The following is a 17,910-nucleotide window of genomic DNA, read 5'->3' as shown; positions in this document are numbered from 1 at the left end:
TACTCACCTCCCCAATACTATCTGAGTTAATTCCATAATTGCAATTGCGTTCATTTCACTATCTGCTTTTAACTTCTCATTTTCTTGCTTAAGTAATTCCATTTCTGAAGGTGGTTTAGGTGCATTATTCTCAGCCTCAATTTCCTCTTTGGTTTTCCAATTTATCTTAGCCATTATTCAACCACCTGCCAATCTGGGTTTAATTCTTCCACGGTAGCATTGGGGCCATGAAAGTATAGGAGTATTACTTGTAATTCCCCGTTTATTCTTTCTGCTGCTCTGACAGGGTTGACTTCTAGTGTTGTTTCAACATAATCAAGCTTGCCATCTGGCAAAAGTGAAAAATCAAAAATATCCTCTAGACCTTTATATTCTGCAATTATTTTATCTTTTTCAAATGAATAATTTATCTTATCGTCATTTCGTTGTGGGCTATATAGTACTCTCAAAGTTTCCACCTACCAATTGCCAATAAACTTAATTCAACATTAGAGTAACTTGCACTAGCAGTAGACATAACCCTTTGACCGGCTGAAAACCTACTTGTGCTTTCAGAACTAGAAACGGACCACAGATTTCCAAAACGATGGATATTCGAAGTTGCTACAACACCCTCATCAATAAAGGCTGCAGGGAAATCCCATGTTATTGTCGCGGATCGGAATAATGGTCCAATTGCTGTTGTGATTGCTAATGTCGGCCAAGTCCATTTCCTCCGACAGATTTGTGTTCCGTCAGCAAAACGTATATATTCACCGTTGGAATTCGAACCTCGCTCAATTATTTTTGAGCCATTTATTATTAAGTCACCTTCCAATTCTAAGTCCTCTTCAAATACAAAACCCATATTACTTCTAAAGCGAAACTTTTCAACGGAATCTAAATCGTTATGAGCAATTGCATCTTGTTGATATTCAGTGAACTTACGATCTCCTGGTTTTCTAACTAATAAATAACCGTCTTGCAAGTAGCTTCTATCGGAATTAATTATATCGAGAGGATTAGTCACATTTAATATATATCCGTCTTTTATTATTACTGTGCTCCCGATATTACTAACAATTAATTCACCACTAAACGTACCACTTGCGCCGTCTAAATTACCTGCAAATATAATGTTACCATTCTCATCAACTATGAATTTCCCATTTCCCAAGTCCATAGTTACACCTTGAAGATGTCCGGCATTAACGTTTCCTAAATCTGCACTTAATGCAGATAACTTCAATACATTAAGTACATCTGCAGTCATTGGGTTCGTTACCCATGTACTGCCGTTCCACTTCTTAATAGCAATTACTTCATCAGAAGAATTAGTCTGGAACCAAGTACTATTTGTAGCTGGATTACTTGGTGCAGTTTGACCCATATACGCTATCCCATCTTTACCGGCAGGACCTTGTGGACCAGGATCTCCTTTTGGTCCAGTATCACCCTTTTCTCCACGGTCCCCCTTAACTTTATTCCACGTATAAGAGGATACGTTTGTACTGTCAGCTTGATTAAAATCTACGTAAGTACCAATCCAGTCACCCACAGTTTTTCCAGCCATAGCAGTAAAAGTGTTTCCACCATCATTACTATATTTAATGTGTAAATAGCTTGAACGCCCGTCACTTCCAGGTTCTCCCGGAATACCATCTTCCCCCTTATACTTCGACCATTGATAAGAAGTGTTAGATGTGGGTGCGCTAGGTGTTGATGTTGTTGCAACCCCAATATATAATGCTCCTGTTGGGTCAGTGACCATATTGCTTCCATCAGCATTTTGAGAATAACGAACCCATAAATATGATGAGTTTCCGTCTTGACCATCTACCCCATCAAAATAGTCTACGCCCTTAATGGGTGTATAGCCATCTTCCCCTTTTGGGCCTTGCTCTCCTTGTTCACCAGGTTCACCCTTCTCACCTTTAACTGTAGTCCATTGTGTGTTGATCTCATCCCATAGCTTCATTTGTGGAATTGCTCCACTAGTATCTATCCACTTAGGATGTTCTGTTGGGTTTGGTGGTGTATCCTGTTCCGGGATAATCTTTTCTGCATAATCTTCAACAAATGCTTGATTACGTTGTTCGGCTTCACTGATTTTATTTCTAATATCAGCTTGTAGTGACTTCCACATAGCCTTTACTTCATCCTCGGTGTATTCGATGTAGTCTCCCAGCTCAATGTGCTTTTGTCCTTTAACCTTTATGTCACGATTCTGTTTGTGAACCCTAGCTTCCAAATACAAATACGGATCATAAGATGTATCTTTAATCCGAATGGTGTCACCGTATCGTATTTTCTTATTTTCCATGCCTTCTACATTTTCTAAATCTGCAATTCCTCCAACATAGGATACCGAAGCATTAATTCGCTTTTTTAATTCGGCTTCTCCTAATTGCCTTAATCTAGCTTTGGTAATATCTTGGTCTGTACTTATTGGCTCATAAACATCTATTAAATGTTGACCATTACGTCCCCATCTTTCAAGTGCTTCTTTATCCTCTACAAGGACTTCTAAACGTGTTCCGTCCTCTCTTTCAGGTCCAACAACACGTAAAGCTGTCACAATATCATCGGTCTTTTCGATACGCTTCAACTCAAGTAAGTCTCGACCTAATTCAACTGTGCGACCTCTCCACATTCCAACACGTTCAACTAAATCTGCATATCTAGTAAGCTTTCCTTTCTCGATTACGACTCGAAAATCTAATTCTAAATCAAATTCACTGGCAATTCGTTTTAAATAGGCAAAAGGATTGGTATAACTCTCAAACACAATTGTTCTTACACCTTTGAAATCCACTTGTCCAACATTAATTTCTGTACCTGACAAGGCTATTTGGGCATGCCGTTCGGCTGATTCAGGAGCAGTAGTGTGTGGTGCAATAACCTTCGCCTTTTTTATATCGAGATAACTTGCTTTGGTGAAAACTTCTACCTGTTTTGAGATACGATCAACATGAACTTCAAAAATAGTAAACTCACGAAGTTCACCGTCTTCACCAGGTATGACAATTCGATTACGCTTAGTTAGATGCTTGGAAAAATCCATATCTGCAAATGTGGTAAACGGAAATAATTCTAGGTTGTCTTGCTTTGACCGTTCATGGTTGTTAAAAAGCAAATAATCAAAGCTAATATGACCTAGTAATTTATCGGTTTGACCATCTGCTATGTGTATTTTAGACAAGGTTTCCCCTCCTATCTATATCGTTCCCTATATCTTACCTTTGTTTTTATTGCATTACTCGGTTGGGTGACTAACTGATTTGTTCCTTTTTCCAACTTAAAAAAGCTTGAACCAAAATCAATATCCTCAAAAGGTTCTCCATTGAGTAATACTTCACCATTCTTCGTATGGTCAAATACTATCTTGTCACCAATATCTGCAATATAAGGAACTTGATTTACTCCTAGATCGTTGATTTCCCAAACATTCCCGCCATGGAAAAACATTGGAAATGGTGCATAAGACTTCGATTTTGCAATATACACCCTAACCTGTGCTACTGGTGCTTGAAATTCTCCCAAAGTGTCATAATATGGTTGTGAATTTAACCTCCCAGTATGATTACCATCTTCTTGCACTCTAGCAACATAGGCAAGGAACTGATTACCGATGCGCTCCATCCTCAGAATGCCCCTAAAATCATTCCATCCACCTTGCTCTGGAGCATGATCAATCAAATTAGTTCCGTTTTGACTATTGCCCACTCTAACTATTGCCCGGTTTTTCCATGCGCTATTGGCTGCATCCACCATTTGAACTGAACAAATGACGTTATCCAATTCATCAAGTAAAGCTATAACTACTTTCCCCACGTTCCCTTGACGATTTAACATCTCCATGTCCATTACCATTCGAAAGTCTTGAACAGGTTTTGTAAGGCTCTTTTTTATTGCTGGTCCTACCCAACCATTTGGATTTTCTCCAAACGTTTGAGCGTAAAATGCATAACCACCTTGAACACCCATGTTTCCTCCAACGATACCACCGTCAATTTGGGTTCCTCCTGGTACCACTGCCCAACCAGTTAAAGTAGAAGCGTTGTCGACAAACACGGAGGTATATCGTTCTATCGGGGACTCAGATTCGTCAAACGGTCTACCAATCATCATGTATTCATTGTTTTGGTTCTGAATCATGGCAAATGTAATTGGTGCTAGTACCTCTAATTCAAAGATTGGGGTTGCTTCAGCTGTGCCGTTGTTTGTTAGGCTTATGTTATGACTTGGAACCTGGAAGGATAGTTCTGGACCGTATTTGTAAGGCTTGCATAAGAATGTAAGAGTTCCAGACCTTAGATTGCCTTGCCTGCTATAATCATTCATGCTTGCTGTGACTCTGCCAATATATGTCTTTCCAGGAACATTATCAAACTGTATTTCAACATCATCAGTTGTAATAAGCCATTTTTTCAATTCATCTAATAATTCCTGTTCATGTTCCTCGTTTTCAACTTTAAAACCTACAGGCTGACTTACATACAATACATCGGTTTCTGTTGATACAAAATGAGCTCCGGCCATACCAGGAACATGAACCATTGTGTGATTAATTGGAGCGTAAGGGGATTCTTGCCTTCCCCTTAACAGATACAACCAATCTTTACGAGTTCCGTTAAAGGTAAATGATCTATGCAAAGCTACCCCTCACTCTCTTATTTCTTTCTTGAATTTCAGTTACAATAGGTTCTGCAACCTGTCCCAAAACCCGATCATTAACAATGAGATTTTTTCCTTCTCTAACAGCTTGAATTAATTGTTGTAAAAGCAATACAATTTCACTATTGTCGTTATTAAGTTGAGAAGTACCTGAACCACTTAGCATTTCCGGTATATCAGAACTCTTTCCAAGTAACGCCAATAACTTCATAAAACCACTAGCATTCTCCAAATTAAAAAGACTTTCCCAGTTCCTTGTCCCCGTAGCATACTTTGGAGCGAACTTTAAAAGTCTTTTCGTCTTTTCATGCGGTATTACATGAGTACCCTTTGGCAAGTCCATAATTGTATCAGTAGGTGGTGATAAGAATGATTTTCCATCAGGTGTAGTAATTAATTCACTTCCTCCACCATCGCCCACAACTGCTAATCCTCCTGGATGTCCTCCCGGTGGGGTCCCTTTTGCATATGCCAGTCTTTGAGCGTATCGGGCATCTACTCCGACAGTTACTCTCTTATAAACATCAGATGCTATTTCTTGATTTATTTTTGCAATTGAAGGGTTAGTTGAGATATTGATATTCTTCTCATAAGCTGTTTCGGCAGCAAGTTTGTTAATCTGCTCTAACTCACCTTTGGCTTCTTCTAACCCAGCAATTTGGTTTTCTATTTCTTTTTTCGCATCTTGATATTCTTGGGTGTTTTTTTGAGACTCACTATAATTATCTTCCATATGTTTGAGTAAATCTTTTTGCTTCTGAATTTCCTCATCGATTGCAATTAAGCTTTTACCTTTTTCGGAATTTATGTCTAGTTGAGCGAGCCAAAGTGCTTCGTACTCGTACTTCAAATCATCAAGGCGTTTAAGTTCTTCGTTAGTAGTGTTGAGACTTTCTTCTTTTTCTCCAACAATCTTCTCTTGTTCATCTAGTTGCTCACGATATTCATCTGTTTCTTCAGATAACGCTTGTTTTTTAATTTGCAAATCACCAATTTCTTCAGCCAATAATTTCATCTTTTCATCGGTGATTTCATAACCCTGCTGTTCTAAAGCGAACATTTCAGCTTTAATTTCGGTAATCTGGCCTTCTATTTCCGTTTCTTTACTTAATGATGAAATGTATTTATCTTGGGCGTCACTCCGTTGTTTTCGCAAATCAAAGAGTTCTCTTTCCAATTCAGACTGTTTTAATAAGAGTTCAGCTTCCTTCTGCAACCCTTCCATAATTTCACGTTCTGCTATCATCATCATTTCTTCACGTTTTGCTTCGTTTAACTCTTTTAATGCTTGTAGATTATCTGCATAAGCATTACCTTGATCACTTATAGCGCTTGTGGCGTTAGGAGCTTGCTGGATGATTTTATCATTTAAACCAAGGAACTCTTCCATTTCTTCGTTGGTATATCCGGACTTTTCGAGTAGCTCAGCTTGTCTGTCTCTTAATTCAGCAATCTTTTCTGGTGATGATGTGCTTGATAAATTATCTAAAATATCCATGTACTCAAGCATTTCTTGTGACGTTAGCATATTCTGATTTTGTAGTTCTTCAAATCTAGCAATTAACTCATCTGTTGCTTCGATTTCTTCATTCATTGCCCTTACTGTATCAAAAGTGGCTTCGTTTGTTTCTTCAAAGTATTTTTTAGTTGCTACCAGACCTACGCCCAACGCAGTTAATCCGCCTACAGCTAAACCAACAGGACCTGCACCTACTCCCATTAAACCAATACGGCCAAGTAATCCTGTCCCACCAGCTTTTCCTAGCATTGTAGCTACGCCGCCACCTATTTTAAGCAACCCACCAATCCCAGATGATAAGGTTCCAATCCCAATCGCCGCAGGACCAATGGCGGCAACAAGAGCAATTGTTTTTAATATGGCCTGTTGCTCTTCTTCTGACATATCCGCAAATGCTTGGGCACCATCTTCAATTTTCTTAATTAAGGGTTCAGCTGCATCTAGCAAATCCATTACCGCGGGTACTAGTGCTTCTCCGGTTGTTATAGCCATATCCTTTGCACGGTTCCAAAGTATCTTTAACTTTGATTCTGTTGTTTCATATCGTTGAGCCGCCTCATCAGATAATGCAGTGTTTTCTTCCCATGCCTTTGTTGATGTATTAACTGCATCTGATAACAAATCACTTGCACCAGCTAAACGTAGAATTGTATCAGACTCACGAATACCCTTTATTCCTAAGTCTCCTAAAATTGCAGTAAGGTTTTCACCTTCGCTACTAGATTCTGCTAACCCTTTGATGAACATATCTAGTGCTTCAATAGGTTCGTCTTCCCAAACTTTAGCAAATTCACTTGATGATGTTCCAGCAGCCTTTGCAAAAGCATCTAATTCCACACCCGATTCTCCAACTGCTGAATCAATCTTCTTGAGAACTGATGTCATAGCAGTACCACCAGCTTCTGCTTCAATACCCAAACTTGACATAGTTCCGCTAAGAGCCAATATTTGTGCTTCGGTCATCCCGATTTGTTTACCTTGTGCAGCTAATCTCATAGCCATAGATGATATTTCACTTTCGGTAGTTGCCATAGAGTTACCTAAAGCTACAATACTGGAACCCATTTTATCGAAATCCTCTTGAGACATTCCAACGATGTTAGCGAATCTTGCAAACTCAGTTGCTGCTTGATCACTTGTCATATTAGTAGCTTCACCAAGGTCTATCATGGTGCGAGTAAATTCTTCTATAGATTCAGCTTTAATACCAAGTTGTCCAGCAGCTTCAGCGACTGCAGCTATTTCTGTTGTGGATGCTGGTATTTCTTTCGCCATGTCCCGAATGCCAACACGTAATGCGGCTAATTGTTCTTCTGTTCCTGAAAACGTCTTAGCAACACCTGCAAATGCACTTTCATAGTCACTGGCAGTTTTGAATACAGCAACACCTGAAGCTACAATTGGAGCAGTTACTCCCATGGTGTATGATTTACCAAAGTCGGTCATACCCCTACCAAACTTCTGCATTTTATCCCCAGCAACAGTCATCTGGTCGCCCATTTTAGTCCAATTCGAGTTGGCTATGCGTTGTTCTTCTTTAAGCTTTTCTAATGCATCTTTTGTTCTATCAATATAGCGTTCCAAGTTCTGTAAGTTGGAAGATTGTTTGTTATATTCAGATGCTGCCTTTTCTGCTTCTTTAGATCCTTCTCCAAATTCATCAACCATTTTTGAATAAGTTTTTCTAGCGTTTTCTGTAACTGCTCTTTGAACCTCTATCTTTTTATTGAGGCCATTCAAGCGTGTTTCATATTTTCCGACAGATCTCTCGCTACGATCAAAGGCAGATAAATTTGCCTTCATTTCACTATTCACTAAAGTCAATTTAGACTTTAAGTCTTTTAATCCGCTATCAACCTTTACAGTTTCCAGGTCAAGCCCAATGGATAAGCCTTCTATACGTTCCAATTAACTACCTCCTTCCTTTGGAGATAAATAAAAAAGTCCTTAACCACCGAATGCAGCGATTAAAGACTTTTCTTGTTTTGGTTTATTTTTATCTTTCATAAGCTCTACAACAAAATGGATTGGCATATCAAGCACTTCATTGATGTCTTTGCCATTATTCATTAGATTGAGGATGAGATTGTCCATATGCTCTGCTTGCTTTGCGATAGAAAAGTCCTCATCCGTTAACCTTTCTTCGCCAAAAAGTTTTTTGTTTCATCACTTTGTTGACCTTGTGCAACGAAAACAACTTGGTCCCACAATACTTCTTTTCCTCCTGGAGCATGCATACGGTTGTAAATATCATCTTTTGTGATTTTTCCAGCGTAGATTTCATTGGCCACAAAGTCGACTAGTTTATCGAATTTGTCTGACTCCGATACTTCCAATTCGATGTCATTGATAAACTGAATCGCATTTCTAGCAACTCGGAGGGAGATAAAAGCAGGGGTCCAAACTTTTTCAATTTCAGGCTCTTCGCCTTTTGCAATAGCTTCGGGATTTTTAACAAGCTCTAACATGTTTCGCTTTAAATTCGCCATGTATAATTCCTCCTAAATGAAAAAGAGCAGGGGATTAGTCCTGCTCCTTAATTAATGGTTTACCAATCTTGTTGTAAGATGACATTAACTCTTTGACTCTAGCCTCATCAACAATTGCACCAGCTCGTCTTGGATAAATGTCATCTTTAATATAAATCGTGTCATTGTCCTTTAAATCTTTAAAATCATGAATCACTACATACTGTTTTGGTTTTTGTAGTTCTTCCTCAACAGATTCTTCAGATCCTTCTGAGTCTACTTCAGATTCATTTGTTACTTTAGATTGCTCTTTTTCCAATAATTCAAGTAGCTCAGGCTTGTTCAACTTATCATCAAACTCTACGCCTAATTCAGTTAGCTTCTCTTTAATCTCTGGTACCGTCATTCTTACGCCCCCTCTGGTGCTGCTGCTTCAGTAGGATATGGTAATCCAAATACTTTTAAGAATAGCGCATCACGATTGGTAGTTTCCCCTTTTGCATCTTGAGCAAAAATTACAGATTTCTCATCTGAAAACCCATCAACTTTACGGTCCATGAATTGAGCTACAATTTGCTCAGTTGAAAATGTTGTTGTTTCTCCTTTTGTTGCTCCATTAATATTTGGACGTGTAAACATACCTTTTGGTAATCCCACGTATTCCCGAGACCCATCTTCGAATGTTTTTGCAAAAATAACCGCAACATAAGGTGGGTTGTCATTGCTTCCAGCTGCAGTCAATCCTTCAACTGTTTCCCAGCCTAGTAACTTTTGTTTATCCTCAATCGGAACTTTATGAAAATCAGATGTGACGGAAACATTTCCACTTGTAACAGCCATTTCCGCAGTTGTATTATCACCATAAGCACGTACTATTTCTTGAGGCATTTCTACGTTTATATTTTGTAAAAACTTAACGCGCTCAATTGCCGTAGCAACGTTATTTGCACCAATAGGTCCATAGTAAAACTCTTCAACGCCTGTGGAAGCGCGGTAGTTTTTTTCTTCGCCTGCCAAATTAATCACTCCTTATAAATTATCAAAATTTTCTCGGTACAGTGTACCTCGGTATCTATCTGCTTTTCTGAAAACACCATCATCATATTCATTTGGTCCCTTAATTTGTTTGAAACCAAACTCATTCCACATTAAATCTCTAATCGCATTTGCTAGATTCAAAGTATCTAATCGATTAGATGACCATACATCCATTTGAATTAGGAAATCCAACTTAGTCCAGGTATTATCTGCAAAATTAATAGGGCTACCGTCATCAAGTGGATCAATGATAATGAAAGGCTTATCTACTTCACCAGTCTCTGGATATTCGTAATATTTGATTCTACCAAATGCCTTTTCTTTGATGAAATTATCAGCTATTAATCGATTGTAAACTATCGATAAAATATCCATTAGAGACCACTCCTTAATGCCTTACGCACTGCATCACGATAAGCCTTTTCACTGTTTTTCATAGCACGGGCAATAGCACCTTTACCTCGAGGATTAGGGTTCCTAATTGTGCCCCACTCATTTAAGTGGATTATGCGGTAACGCCCATGTGGGCCCTTCCAATGAACTTTTACTGTTCGAACATTATTAATCCATTCGGGTCCTGTGATAGTGATTTCTTCAATACTGTAGCCCTGGTCCTTAAAGCTTTCGAATTCAGATTTAAGGGTTTTGACAAATTCATTGGCTGCATCTATTAAAGCTTTATCGCTTATACGCTGCATACCATCTTTTCCAAGTCTTGTTTCCAGTTCGTTTAGCAGCTTGTCGAGTCCTCTAATCTTTACACTCATGACCTTATACCACCAACAATCTTAATGAATGCACTATTTTGAGGATCTGGAAAATCAGCCTTAACATTAAAGTGTTTGTCCCGGTATCCTCTAGCATCGATTTCGATATAGTGTTTATTGGATGGCAAATAATCGTCCAATGGATCCCGAATGGTGATAGTGACATCCTCAATAGTTCCGTTTGTTTTGGCTTGCTCCAAGTCCTTCATCCAAACATTATCGACCTTTGCAAGACATTGAAATAATACTTTCTTGGCATTTTCGCCGGGTTCGGGACCATCATTAGGGGCATACTCAAAAAACGTTACAGGGACCCGTAAATCACCTGTTTTGATACGTGGTGGTTTATACTCAAACGGTTGCATGGTCATCATCCTTTAACATATCGAATGATAAGGTGTGAATATCACTCAGAAAATTCTTGTCGAAGTATTCTAATGCATCGTTATAGGCATATCGCGCACGCTCAAAGACTAACTCTTTTGCTCTTAAATCTGTATCGAGTTCACCCGATAGATTAAACTCACCACACACACTTTTGATATAAGCAAATGAAGAGGACAACATCCTTTTAAGATTGTCATCCTCTCCACTATGGGCAATATGCATTCGCTCTTTAAATTCTTCTACTATTGTTGGTGTGACCAATTAGATCACCTCTCTTATACTCCTACTGGTTCTTCAAGTGCTAAATTCAAATCATATACTTGAGAAGCATATTTATCTTTTGGTTTACCTGTAGCATATTGCTTTTGGATAAATAGTGTAGCGTCTTCTAAAGCCATAGTCTCAGTGTATTTTTTAACTGGCTCACTTCCACCTAGTGCGGCTGTATACTCACCTTTAACAAAGAATAGGATTTTTCCTTGTGGTACAAAGATTGATTCAGTTGGAATTGGGTTGAATGGTAAGTTAGTCACATAAGCTCCAGATGCATTTTGAATTGTAGCATTCGCTTGAACATCAAATGTATCAAATGGGTTTGTCACCATAACCACTTTCCCAGCAATCTTTTTAGGTTCATCTGCGTCAGTTGTTCCATCACCCTTTAACTTTTTAGCAAGAAGCTTCATAACATCACGCAGTTCATTAATTGTCTTGCGCCCTGGCTCAAATGTAAGTGTTCCAGCAGATGCTTTATCAGGATAAACTCCATCAACAACACTTCCCGCAGGGTTTTTCAATAATCCAATAGGTTCTTCTTTGCCTGTTCCAGCAACAAAACCTTTTTCAAGTCCAACAGCCATTGCCTCTTTAATAATAGTTCTAACGTAACGCTCTACCCAAGCTGGACCTAGTTTTAACATGTCATTTGCTAATGGAATAAACGCTGTTAATTTAAGTTGAGTGATAGATTCTTTTCTAAATGCAGCATTTAATTGACCTTTAATATCCCCAAATAATGGACCCCAAATTGCTGCACCTGATGGATCAGAGAAAATAAATTCTGTTACAGCACCAAGGTTTTGTAAACCTAGATGATTTAATAATGGGTGCTCCTTGACTAACTCGTCAAAAATTCTCTCTTGAGTTGTTTTCGGTAGAGTTTCAGTTTCTTTAAAACCGCCATCTTCAACTACCGCATTAAAGAACTTGTGCTCTTCACTTGTTAAAACGTTTTGACCACGAGACTGAAGAACACTATTATCAGCCATGCGTGTATTAACTTCGTTTAGAATGTCCTTTTGTACATCTGCAGCAAGTGCATTAAGCATACCGTTTAATGCTTCTGTTTGTTCCTCTGGAGTACCCTCCTGTGTTGCTTTAGCAAAAGCTAATTTTTGTTCTTCAAAATTTGTAAATTTAATTGGCATTTTCATTCTCCTCTATTTTAAATTTAAAAAGAGCGCTGATAGACTCTGCTTTGGAACAGGTTCTTGTTCAGGCTCTTTTGGTTTAAGCTTGTTTATTAACTTTTTTTCCATTTCTTCAAACATTGACTTAATCATATCTGCATCTAACGATTCAATTGACGATGCTGCAGCTGGTGGAGAAGAAATAATTTTATTATTAAACTCCATCGCTTTATTCTGGAACAACTGTGACTCAACTTTTTCAGGTTCACCATCAATAATCTCATCAATAAAACCATATTGAAGAGCTTCCTCTGCAGTTAAGTAACTTTCCTTCTCCATTAATTTCTTGACCGTATCTTCATCTACTCTATGAGTATAGGACTTTAGTGCAGAGTGATTATGTTTTTCTAAATCATCTGCGACTTTTCTCAATTGCTTAGAATTACCTCTAGCGATAGTCCAAGGTTCATGTAGCATGAATTGGGTATTGGAATACATTTTTATTTTATTCGCCCCCATAGCTATTACTCCCGCTGCGCTTGCTGCAATTCCAGTAATTACTACAGTAACAAATCCTTTATGTTCTTTTAATGTATTGCCAATATCAATCCCTAAAAACATATCTCCGCCATAAGAATTAATAGCAAGTTCGATATCTTCATCCTCTTTTATTGATTTCATTTTGTAATTAAAATCCCAAATACTAGAATTCCAACTAATAATATCGCCTTTGATTTTATGCTTCACGTATATTCACCCCCTTTAATTCCTAGCAATAGAAGCATTAGCCCACATTACTGCTTCTTCTAGCTTTGTTATTGCTAATGACTTTTCTCTTGAATTGGGACAATGTATATCTATATACAAAGCTAATTGTTTCGTTTGCTCTCTGATTTCTGTATACAACTCTACTTGTCCAGGTTTCGGAGCATGATACCTGAAATTGTTTTCAATCTGATCATTCATCTGTACCACCCCCTTCTAGTGAATCCTCAGTGTAGTTTTTCGTGATATAATATCTCTCAAGAATTGGATCATCAACTGGTTCATCCCCTAACTTGTCTCGTAATTCATTACCGTTGTACATTCCACCTGCTCGTAGCTTATCAACTGCAGCTGCAAGGTCGAAAATATCACGGTAAGAAGGTCTACGGATATCAATTTGCTCTCCTTCAAAGAATTCAGTTCTAGTAAACATCTTTCCTGTAAACTCGTCTTTAATTTTCTTCACAATGGGATCAATGCAAAAAAGCATAAAGTTTCTTGTTGGTTTTTCAACATCTGCCATTTCACCAAGAACTAATGCCGGGGGAATATTCAATGCCCTAGCAACTTTTTTCAGAAAACCATCCGCCACTTTGTCCACTTCATCTACAGACAACGATTGTTGATATTTGCTATGTTCCTGGTATTTAAACCCTTTTTGTTGCGGCACAACCGCAATGTCTTTATCCGTAAAAGCCTTGTATACTTTATCGACAAACTTTTGGATTTTTTCTCTTTTCTCATCAGTGGTACCAGATAGTCCTTCAATATCAACCGTCCCACGTATTTGGCTTTTTCGCTTATGAGCGTTTATTGTTCTTCCAAATAGTTCACCATAATCGGCATATAGGCCATCCATAATTGGGGTGAGATTTTTATTGTTAAATTCAATATAGAAGACCTCATCACGTTTAAATGAGCGCCTAAACTCATGACCTTTAACTACAACGTCTGTAAAAACATCGCCATAGACCGCATATTCCTTTTTGGTGAATGAGTCAGCTACCAATAGATCTTGCGTATCAGTAATGATAATTAAACATTCATTATCATAAACGTATTTGTAGATGACTTGCTCCCAAAATGTTGCTGCGGCTTGGTTTAAATTTGGCTTTACATTTAAACGATAATAAGTTTCGTTTTTAATATATTCCTTCCTTTTTTTCACCCGAAATTCAGACATACTAATAGTTTTTGCTATTAAATTTATACAGGTTTGAATAGCCATCTGCTTCATCTGTATTCTATCGGAAACACCTTCGAGTAAATCCAAATCAAGCATTAATTCCAATTCGCTATTTTTTTTGAAAACATCAAATAGTCCTATGTTCCTCACCTCCCCTAAAAGTCAATATCATCCACGATAAATTCCTCACCCTCGTCTAATTCACCAGCTCGGTATAGTGCATGGATAAAAGCCTGGAATCCATCTGTTTTACGTTTTACTTCTTCTTTTTTCTCAAATATCTTTCCAGCACTTGTTTCCTTAACATAAACATTATTTGTATACCAGCGCATTAATGGATTGTCCCCAAAAATAAACTTGTGATTTGCAAATCCATCTTCTACTCGAGGGGCTAATAAAGGATGAATACTGGTTGGACGCCTAATACTTTCCACTTCAAAACCTTGTTCCTCAAGTAAAGGTCTCAATATATCCAATTTGTAATTATCAGCTATTATTTTCTCAACTCCATATTGTTCACGCGCATCGATAAACCAATTAACAATATGCATTGGATTTAATGATGGTTCATCAATAACCTTCATTAAACCTTGCTTTTCCCATTCCTTTATCGGTGCTTTCTTTTCTGTTCCTGAATTATTGGCGGAGTTAGAGTACCCGTAATGCACATCACAAAAATGCTTGATTGCAAAACTAAACGTTTTAAAGGCGTACTCATCACCTTTTCTAAATAATAATCCGCAGGATGCGAAATCTCTTACGCTACCAAAATCTAGGGAGCCGATTGGCTTTGTATCGAGTTTAAAAAAAGGTCTGTTAGTAGCCTTTATTTCTTCCCAACTCGCAACAGAATGCTCCATGTCTTCTTCTAAGAAGTTCATACGCTTTGTTACAAACGCTGCGCGACCAGAGGGTTCTGTTGCCAATTTTTTATACTGTTTCATAACTTTTGTAAAGAGTCGCTTACCGCGTTTATTCAATGGCTCTTGTAATGCTGGATTTGCTTTTGCCCAATTTGCAGGATCGTCCATTTCCTCAATTGCATCCAATTCACAAATATAAGGAAATACGCCTTTAAATTCTGTTACTCCGTTTAAGATGTCCTCACATTCACGATACTTAATGTCAAAGTAACCATCTCTGACAAAACCTTTGGTACCTATAAAGAATTGACGGCCACAATCAACCTTACCTAGACCGCCAGAGAAAACATCTACAATTTCGGTTGTTTCCATTTCGTGATATTCATCATAAATAACAGCACCTTCACGACCACCATCTTGGGAACCAGCATTACTTGTTTTATATTCAAATACGGACTGTGTATCTATGCCAGTTATGCTGCTTTTATAAGCTTCAAATTCTTCAAGCAAATCTTCATTACCTTTTTTATTTATCACCCGGTAACATTCTTGGAAACTGCGTTTAGCTTGTTTTTCAGAGTTAGCAACAATAGATACATCATAATAATCTATCCCATGTAAAGGACTAATAAAATAGTTAGCAAGAGTGGAAATAAAACCATTCTTCCCACCACCACGACCCATATTTATAACAAACTCATCAAATACAGGTTCATCATCTTCTTTTTGAAACAAAAAAATGAATGGGGCTATAAAGGTTTCCCATTCATCTAGTTCGAAGTACCAGGTCTCACTAAACTCTATATAGTTTTCAATTTGTTCATCATCAAAATAATAAAGATCATCTCGAGGTAGTATATGTTTTTCAATCAATGCGATTAAGAGTATTCTCTTTTTATTAAGTAAAATCTTGCCACATTTCCATTTTTTTATATAATCTTCAACGTACTTGTTATGGAGCATAAGCTATCGACCCAACAGCTTTGATTTCCTATCCGGTTTGGATTGTGGCAATAAATCGTTTAGTTGTTTAATGATTGATTGATATGTTTTATCGCGGTTATCATAATTCTCAACAATAGGCCTCTTACGATCATAAGGAACTTGGTTTTCACTTTGAGAAAACTTTTCATATTCCCCGTTTTCAAGGATATCTTTCCAGTTATCATCCAGTAAAATTCTCAATCGCGCAGCTTGAGTGATTAATCCTTCTGCAACATCCAGTTGAGTTTTAGGAATGTTTTTGAAAAGATTTTTTAATCTTTTAGCTTCTGATTCCACTCGATTTTCCATATCATCAATTCTGTCGTTTAATAAATAAAGTACAGATACATCCAATGCTTTTGCCACTCTTGCCAAAACATCTAAACTTGGTGAGTTTTTTCCCTGTTCGATACTGGCATAATAATTTGTTGATATACCTACTTTCTTTGCAAAATCAACTTGTGTCATCTTTTTTTCTTTTCTTTTATCGCGCATTCGAAAACCAACTTTTTGTTTATCCAAACCAATCACCTTCTTTCTGCACTCCCCCAGGGGGTAGGAGGGGTATATTTTTTCTGTTTCATCTGCAGAGTTGACCCCACTCCCCGGTCTCCATTAACGAAAATATTGTCGAATCTTTTGACCGGGGGGTCTACCATTTCTCGTCATTCCACTGCTTCTTGTTCGGATTCTGTCGTAACTTATCAAATGTTCGACCGTGTTCCTGGTTATGACAGTTAATGCAAAGTGTCTCCAAGTTATCTAGTTCAAGTGCAAGCTTTGGGAAGAACTCTATCTCCTTAATGTGATGGACGTTCTGTCCATGGTTATAACTCCCTGCACGCTTGCACACCTGGCACTCATAGTTGTCCCTCTCCAATGCCTGTTTACGTAGCGATTTCCAAGAGCCTGAATTATAAAAGGTCTTTTTTTGTTTAGCAGTTTTATATTCAACCATGCAATCTCACCACCAAAATAAAAACACCTAATAGAATTAGATGCTCTTTTTCTTTGCTATTTGTTGTTTCAATAGTTTCATTCGACTATTAATCTTCTCTTGCTTCTCTTCAAGTTGTTCAGTTGTAATTCCTAATGATGTTCTAAGATTTTTAATTTCCTTTTGCTTTTTCCTTACCCAAGCATCAGTTACAAAACAGGTGAAATGAAAATGACAAAACTCACATTCGAAGTATGTTTCTTCTAATTTGTTCGGGTACTTTTCTACTTTGAATTTGATATCTGTTATTTTTCCACAGAAATCACATAGTCCGGTTAATGGTTTAGTCATATTGAATACCCACAATCTAAGCACTTCGATTCTCTTGCATAAAGTTCTTTTGGTGCAGACTTTACTTCAATGATTTCAGTATTAGTACTACCACATTTAGGGCAAGTTGAATGCATTTCATCAAAGACAACTTCATTCGGTTTAAATCCTTCAACTTTTGACAAAGGTGTAAATTTTATTTCAGTGTTATTCAATTTCTCTTTTGGAACACCATGTAATCCAGCAAGTGTTTTAATCAACACATCTCGATTACTTTCTTTCTTTTGTTCTTCCAGTTCCTTCAATGAAGCAGTTGCTTTCTTAGCTTCTCGTTGGATTGCTTTTAATCCTTTGATTGTTCCGTTAATGTCTAATTGTGTTTCAACAGTAAAGTCTTTACTATGTGCAAAATCAGCTCCACCAGCGTATTTAGAAACTTTCCACCTATCAACTACCTTACCTTTGCAATTAGGACAAACCAACACTTCTTTATATTCCTTTTTATCGAATGTAATTTCTCGATACTCGTGATTGCAATCAATACAGTAATATATAACGCTCATCCTTTTACCTTCGCTCGACTTATAGTCAGCCATGATCA

General features: G+C 37.7%; 21 protein-coding genes and 2 pseudogenes. All 23 read right to left on the bottom strand.

All coding sequences use genetic code 11. The annotated features are described in order from the left end of the window. Positions 1-3: 3 nt before the first annotated feature. The 23 genes and pseudogenes from BN999_RS20445 to BN999_RS00850 all read right to left on the bottom strand — a co-directional run bounded on the left by BN999_RS20445 (position 4) and on the right by BN999_RS00850 (position 17,905). The gene (locus BN999_RS20445; protein WP_176481828.1) at positions 4-174 is read right to left on the bottom strand and encodes a hypothetical protein; all 171 of its coding nucleotides are present in this window, start codon (positions 172-174) and stop codon (positions 4-6) included. Further along, positions 174-449, bottom strand: a complete 276-nt coding sequence (locus BN999_RS00945; RefSeq protein WP_096269510.1) for a hypothetical protein — start codon at positions 447-449, stop codon at positions 174-176. Before BN999_RS00945 ends, BN999_RS20445 begins: the two co-directional genes overlap by 1 nt. After that, on the bottom strand, positions 446-3,181 hold the full coding sequence (locus BN999_RS00940; protein ID WP_096269509.1) for a phage tail spike protein: 2,736 nt from the start codon (positions 3,179-3,181) through the stop codon (positions 446-448). Before BN999_RS00940 ends, BN999_RS00945 begins: the two co-directional genes overlap by 4 nt. Before the next feature lie 11 nt (positions 3,182-3,192). Continuing rightward, the gene (locus tag BN999_RS00935) at positions 3,193-4,635 is read right to left on the bottom strand and encodes a distal tail protein Dit (protein WP_096269508.1); all 1,443 of its coding nucleotides are present in this window, start codon (positions 4,633-4,635) and stop codon (positions 3,193-3,195) included. Continuing rightward, a complete protein-coding gene (locus BN999_RS00930; RefSeq protein WP_096269507.1) occupies positions 4,628-8,083 on the bottom strand; it encodes a phage tail tape measure protein in 3,456 nt (1,151 codons plus the stop codon). The genes BN999_RS00935 and BN999_RS00930 overlap by 8 nt, the downstream gene beginning before the upstream one ends. Before the next feature lie 39 nt (positions 8,084-8,122). Next, a complete protein-coding gene (gpGT, locus tag BN999_RS20945) occupies positions 8,123-8,245 on the bottom strand; it encodes a phage tail assembly chaperone GT (protein ID WP_255247369.1) in 123 nt (40 codons plus the stop codon). Positions 8,246-8,307: 62 nt separating this feature from the next. Further along, positions 8,308-8,664 (bottom strand): phage tail assembly chaperone G, encoded by a 357-nt coding sequence (gene gpG / locus BN999_RS00925; protein WP_096269506.1) that lies wholly within the window; start codon positions 8,662-8,664, stop codon positions 8,308-8,310. Positions 8,665-8,698: 34 nt separating this feature from the next. Further along, the gene (locus tag BN999_RS20440; protein ID WP_096269505.1) at positions 8,699-9,049 is read right to left on the bottom strand and encodes a HeH/LEM domain-containing protein; all 351 of its coding nucleotides are present in this window, start codon (positions 9,047-9,049) and stop codon (positions 8,699-8,701) included. Between the two features lie 2 nt (positions 9,050-9,051). After that, positions 9,052-9,660 (bottom strand): major tail protein, encoded by a 609-nt coding sequence (locus BN999_RS00915; RefSeq protein ID WP_096269504.1) that lies wholly within the window; start codon positions 9,658-9,660, stop codon positions 9,052-9,054. Positions 9,661-9,672: 12 nt separating this feature from the next. After that, the gene (locus BN999_RS00910) at positions 9,673-10,056 is read right to left on the bottom strand and encodes a hypothetical protein (protein WP_096269503.1); all 384 of its coding nucleotides are present in this window, start codon (positions 10,054-10,056) and stop codon (positions 9,673-9,675) included. Then, the gene (locus tag BN999_RS00905; RefSeq protein WP_096269502.1) at positions 10,056-10,448 is read right to left on the bottom strand and encodes a hypothetical protein; all 393 of its coding nucleotides are present in this window, start codon (positions 10,446-10,448) and stop codon (positions 10,056-10,058) included. Before BN999_RS00905 ends, BN999_RS00910 begins: the two co-directional genes overlap by 1 nt. Then, complete coding sequence (locus BN999_RS00900) at positions 10,445-10,813, bottom strand: phage head-tail adapter protein (protein WP_096269501.1); 369 nt, start codon at positions 10,811-10,813, stop codon at positions 10,445-10,447. Before BN999_RS00900 ends, BN999_RS00905 begins: the two co-directional genes overlap by 4 nt. Continuing rightward, complete coding sequence (locus BN999_RS00895; protein WP_096269558.1) at positions 10,800-11,057, bottom strand: hypothetical protein; 258 nt, start codon at positions 11,055-11,057, stop codon at positions 10,800-10,802. The genes BN999_RS00900 and BN999_RS00895 overlap by 14 nt, the downstream gene beginning before the upstream one ends. Before the next feature lie 53 nt (positions 11,058-11,110). Further along, entirely contained in the window at positions 11,111-12,262 is a 1,152-nt protein-coding gene (locus BN999_RS00890) for a phage major capsid protein (protein ID WP_096269500.1), read from the bottom strand. Positions 12,263-12,274: 12 nt separating this feature from the next. Continuing rightward, positions 12,275-12,991: a head maturation protease, ClpP-related gene (locus BN999_RS00885; RefSeq protein WP_096269499.1), complete on the bottom strand. Its 717-nt coding sequence runs from the start codon at positions 12,989-12,991 to the stop codon at positions 12,275-12,277. A gap of 15 nt (positions 12,992-13,006) precedes the next feature. Beyond that, positions 13,007-13,201 (bottom strand): annotated as a pseudogene (locus BN999_RS00880) (Acb2/Tad1 domain-containing protein); the annotation flags it as partial. Position 13,202: 1 nt separating this feature from the next. Further along, complete coding sequence (locus BN999_RS00875) at positions 13,203-14,345, bottom strand: phage portal protein (RefSeq protein ID WP_096269497.1); 1,143 nt, start codon at positions 14,343-14,345, stop codon at positions 13,203-13,205. 5 nt (positions 14,346-14,350) lie between these two features. Continuing rightward, positions 14,351-16,021: a terminase TerL endonuclease subunit gene (locus BN999_RS00870; RefSeq protein ID WP_096269496.1), complete on the bottom strand. Its 1,671-nt coding sequence runs from the start codon at positions 16,019-16,021 to the stop codon at positions 14,351-14,353. Between the two features lie 3 nt (positions 16,022-16,024). Next, positions 16,025-16,351, bottom strand: coding sequence for a hypothetical protein (locus BN999_RS21170; protein WP_306418988.1), 327 nt, complete (start codon positions 16,349-16,351; stop codon positions 16,025-16,027). A 30-nt stretch (positions 16,352-16,381) separates the two neighbouring features. Further along, positions 16,382-16,537: pseudogene (locus BN999_RS21165) on the bottom strand (helix-turn-helix domain-containing protein); the annotation flags it as partial. 157 nt (positions 16,538-16,694) lie between these two features. Continuing rightward, positions 16,695-17,000: an HNH endonuclease gene (locus tag BN999_RS00860; RefSeq protein ID WP_096269495.1), complete on the bottom strand. Its 306-nt coding sequence runs from the start codon at positions 16,998-17,000 to the stop codon at positions 16,695-16,697. A gap of 36 nt (positions 17,001-17,036) precedes the next feature. Continuing rightward, complete coding sequence (locus BN999_RS00855) at positions 17,037-17,330, bottom strand: FlxA-like family protein (protein WP_096269494.1); 294 nt, start codon at positions 17,328-17,330, stop codon at positions 17,037-17,039. Beyond that, on the bottom strand, positions 17,327-17,905 hold the full coding sequence (locus tag BN999_RS00850; RefSeq protein ID WP_096269493.1) for a hypothetical protein: 579 nt from the start codon (positions 17,903-17,905) through the stop codon (positions 17,327-17,329). The genes BN999_RS00855 and BN999_RS00850 overlap by 4 nt, the downstream gene beginning before the upstream one ends. Positions 17,906-17,910 lie beyond the last annotated feature (5 nt).

The sequence above is a fragment of the Paucisalibacillus globulus genome (assembly GCF_900184735.1).
Classification (GTDB): Bacteria; Bacillota; Bacilli; order Bacillales; family Amphibacillaceae; genus Ornithinibacillus; species Ornithinibacillus globulus_B.
Note: the sequence above shows the minus strand (reverse complement) of the source record. Positions and strands in the feature narration are given on the sequence as shown.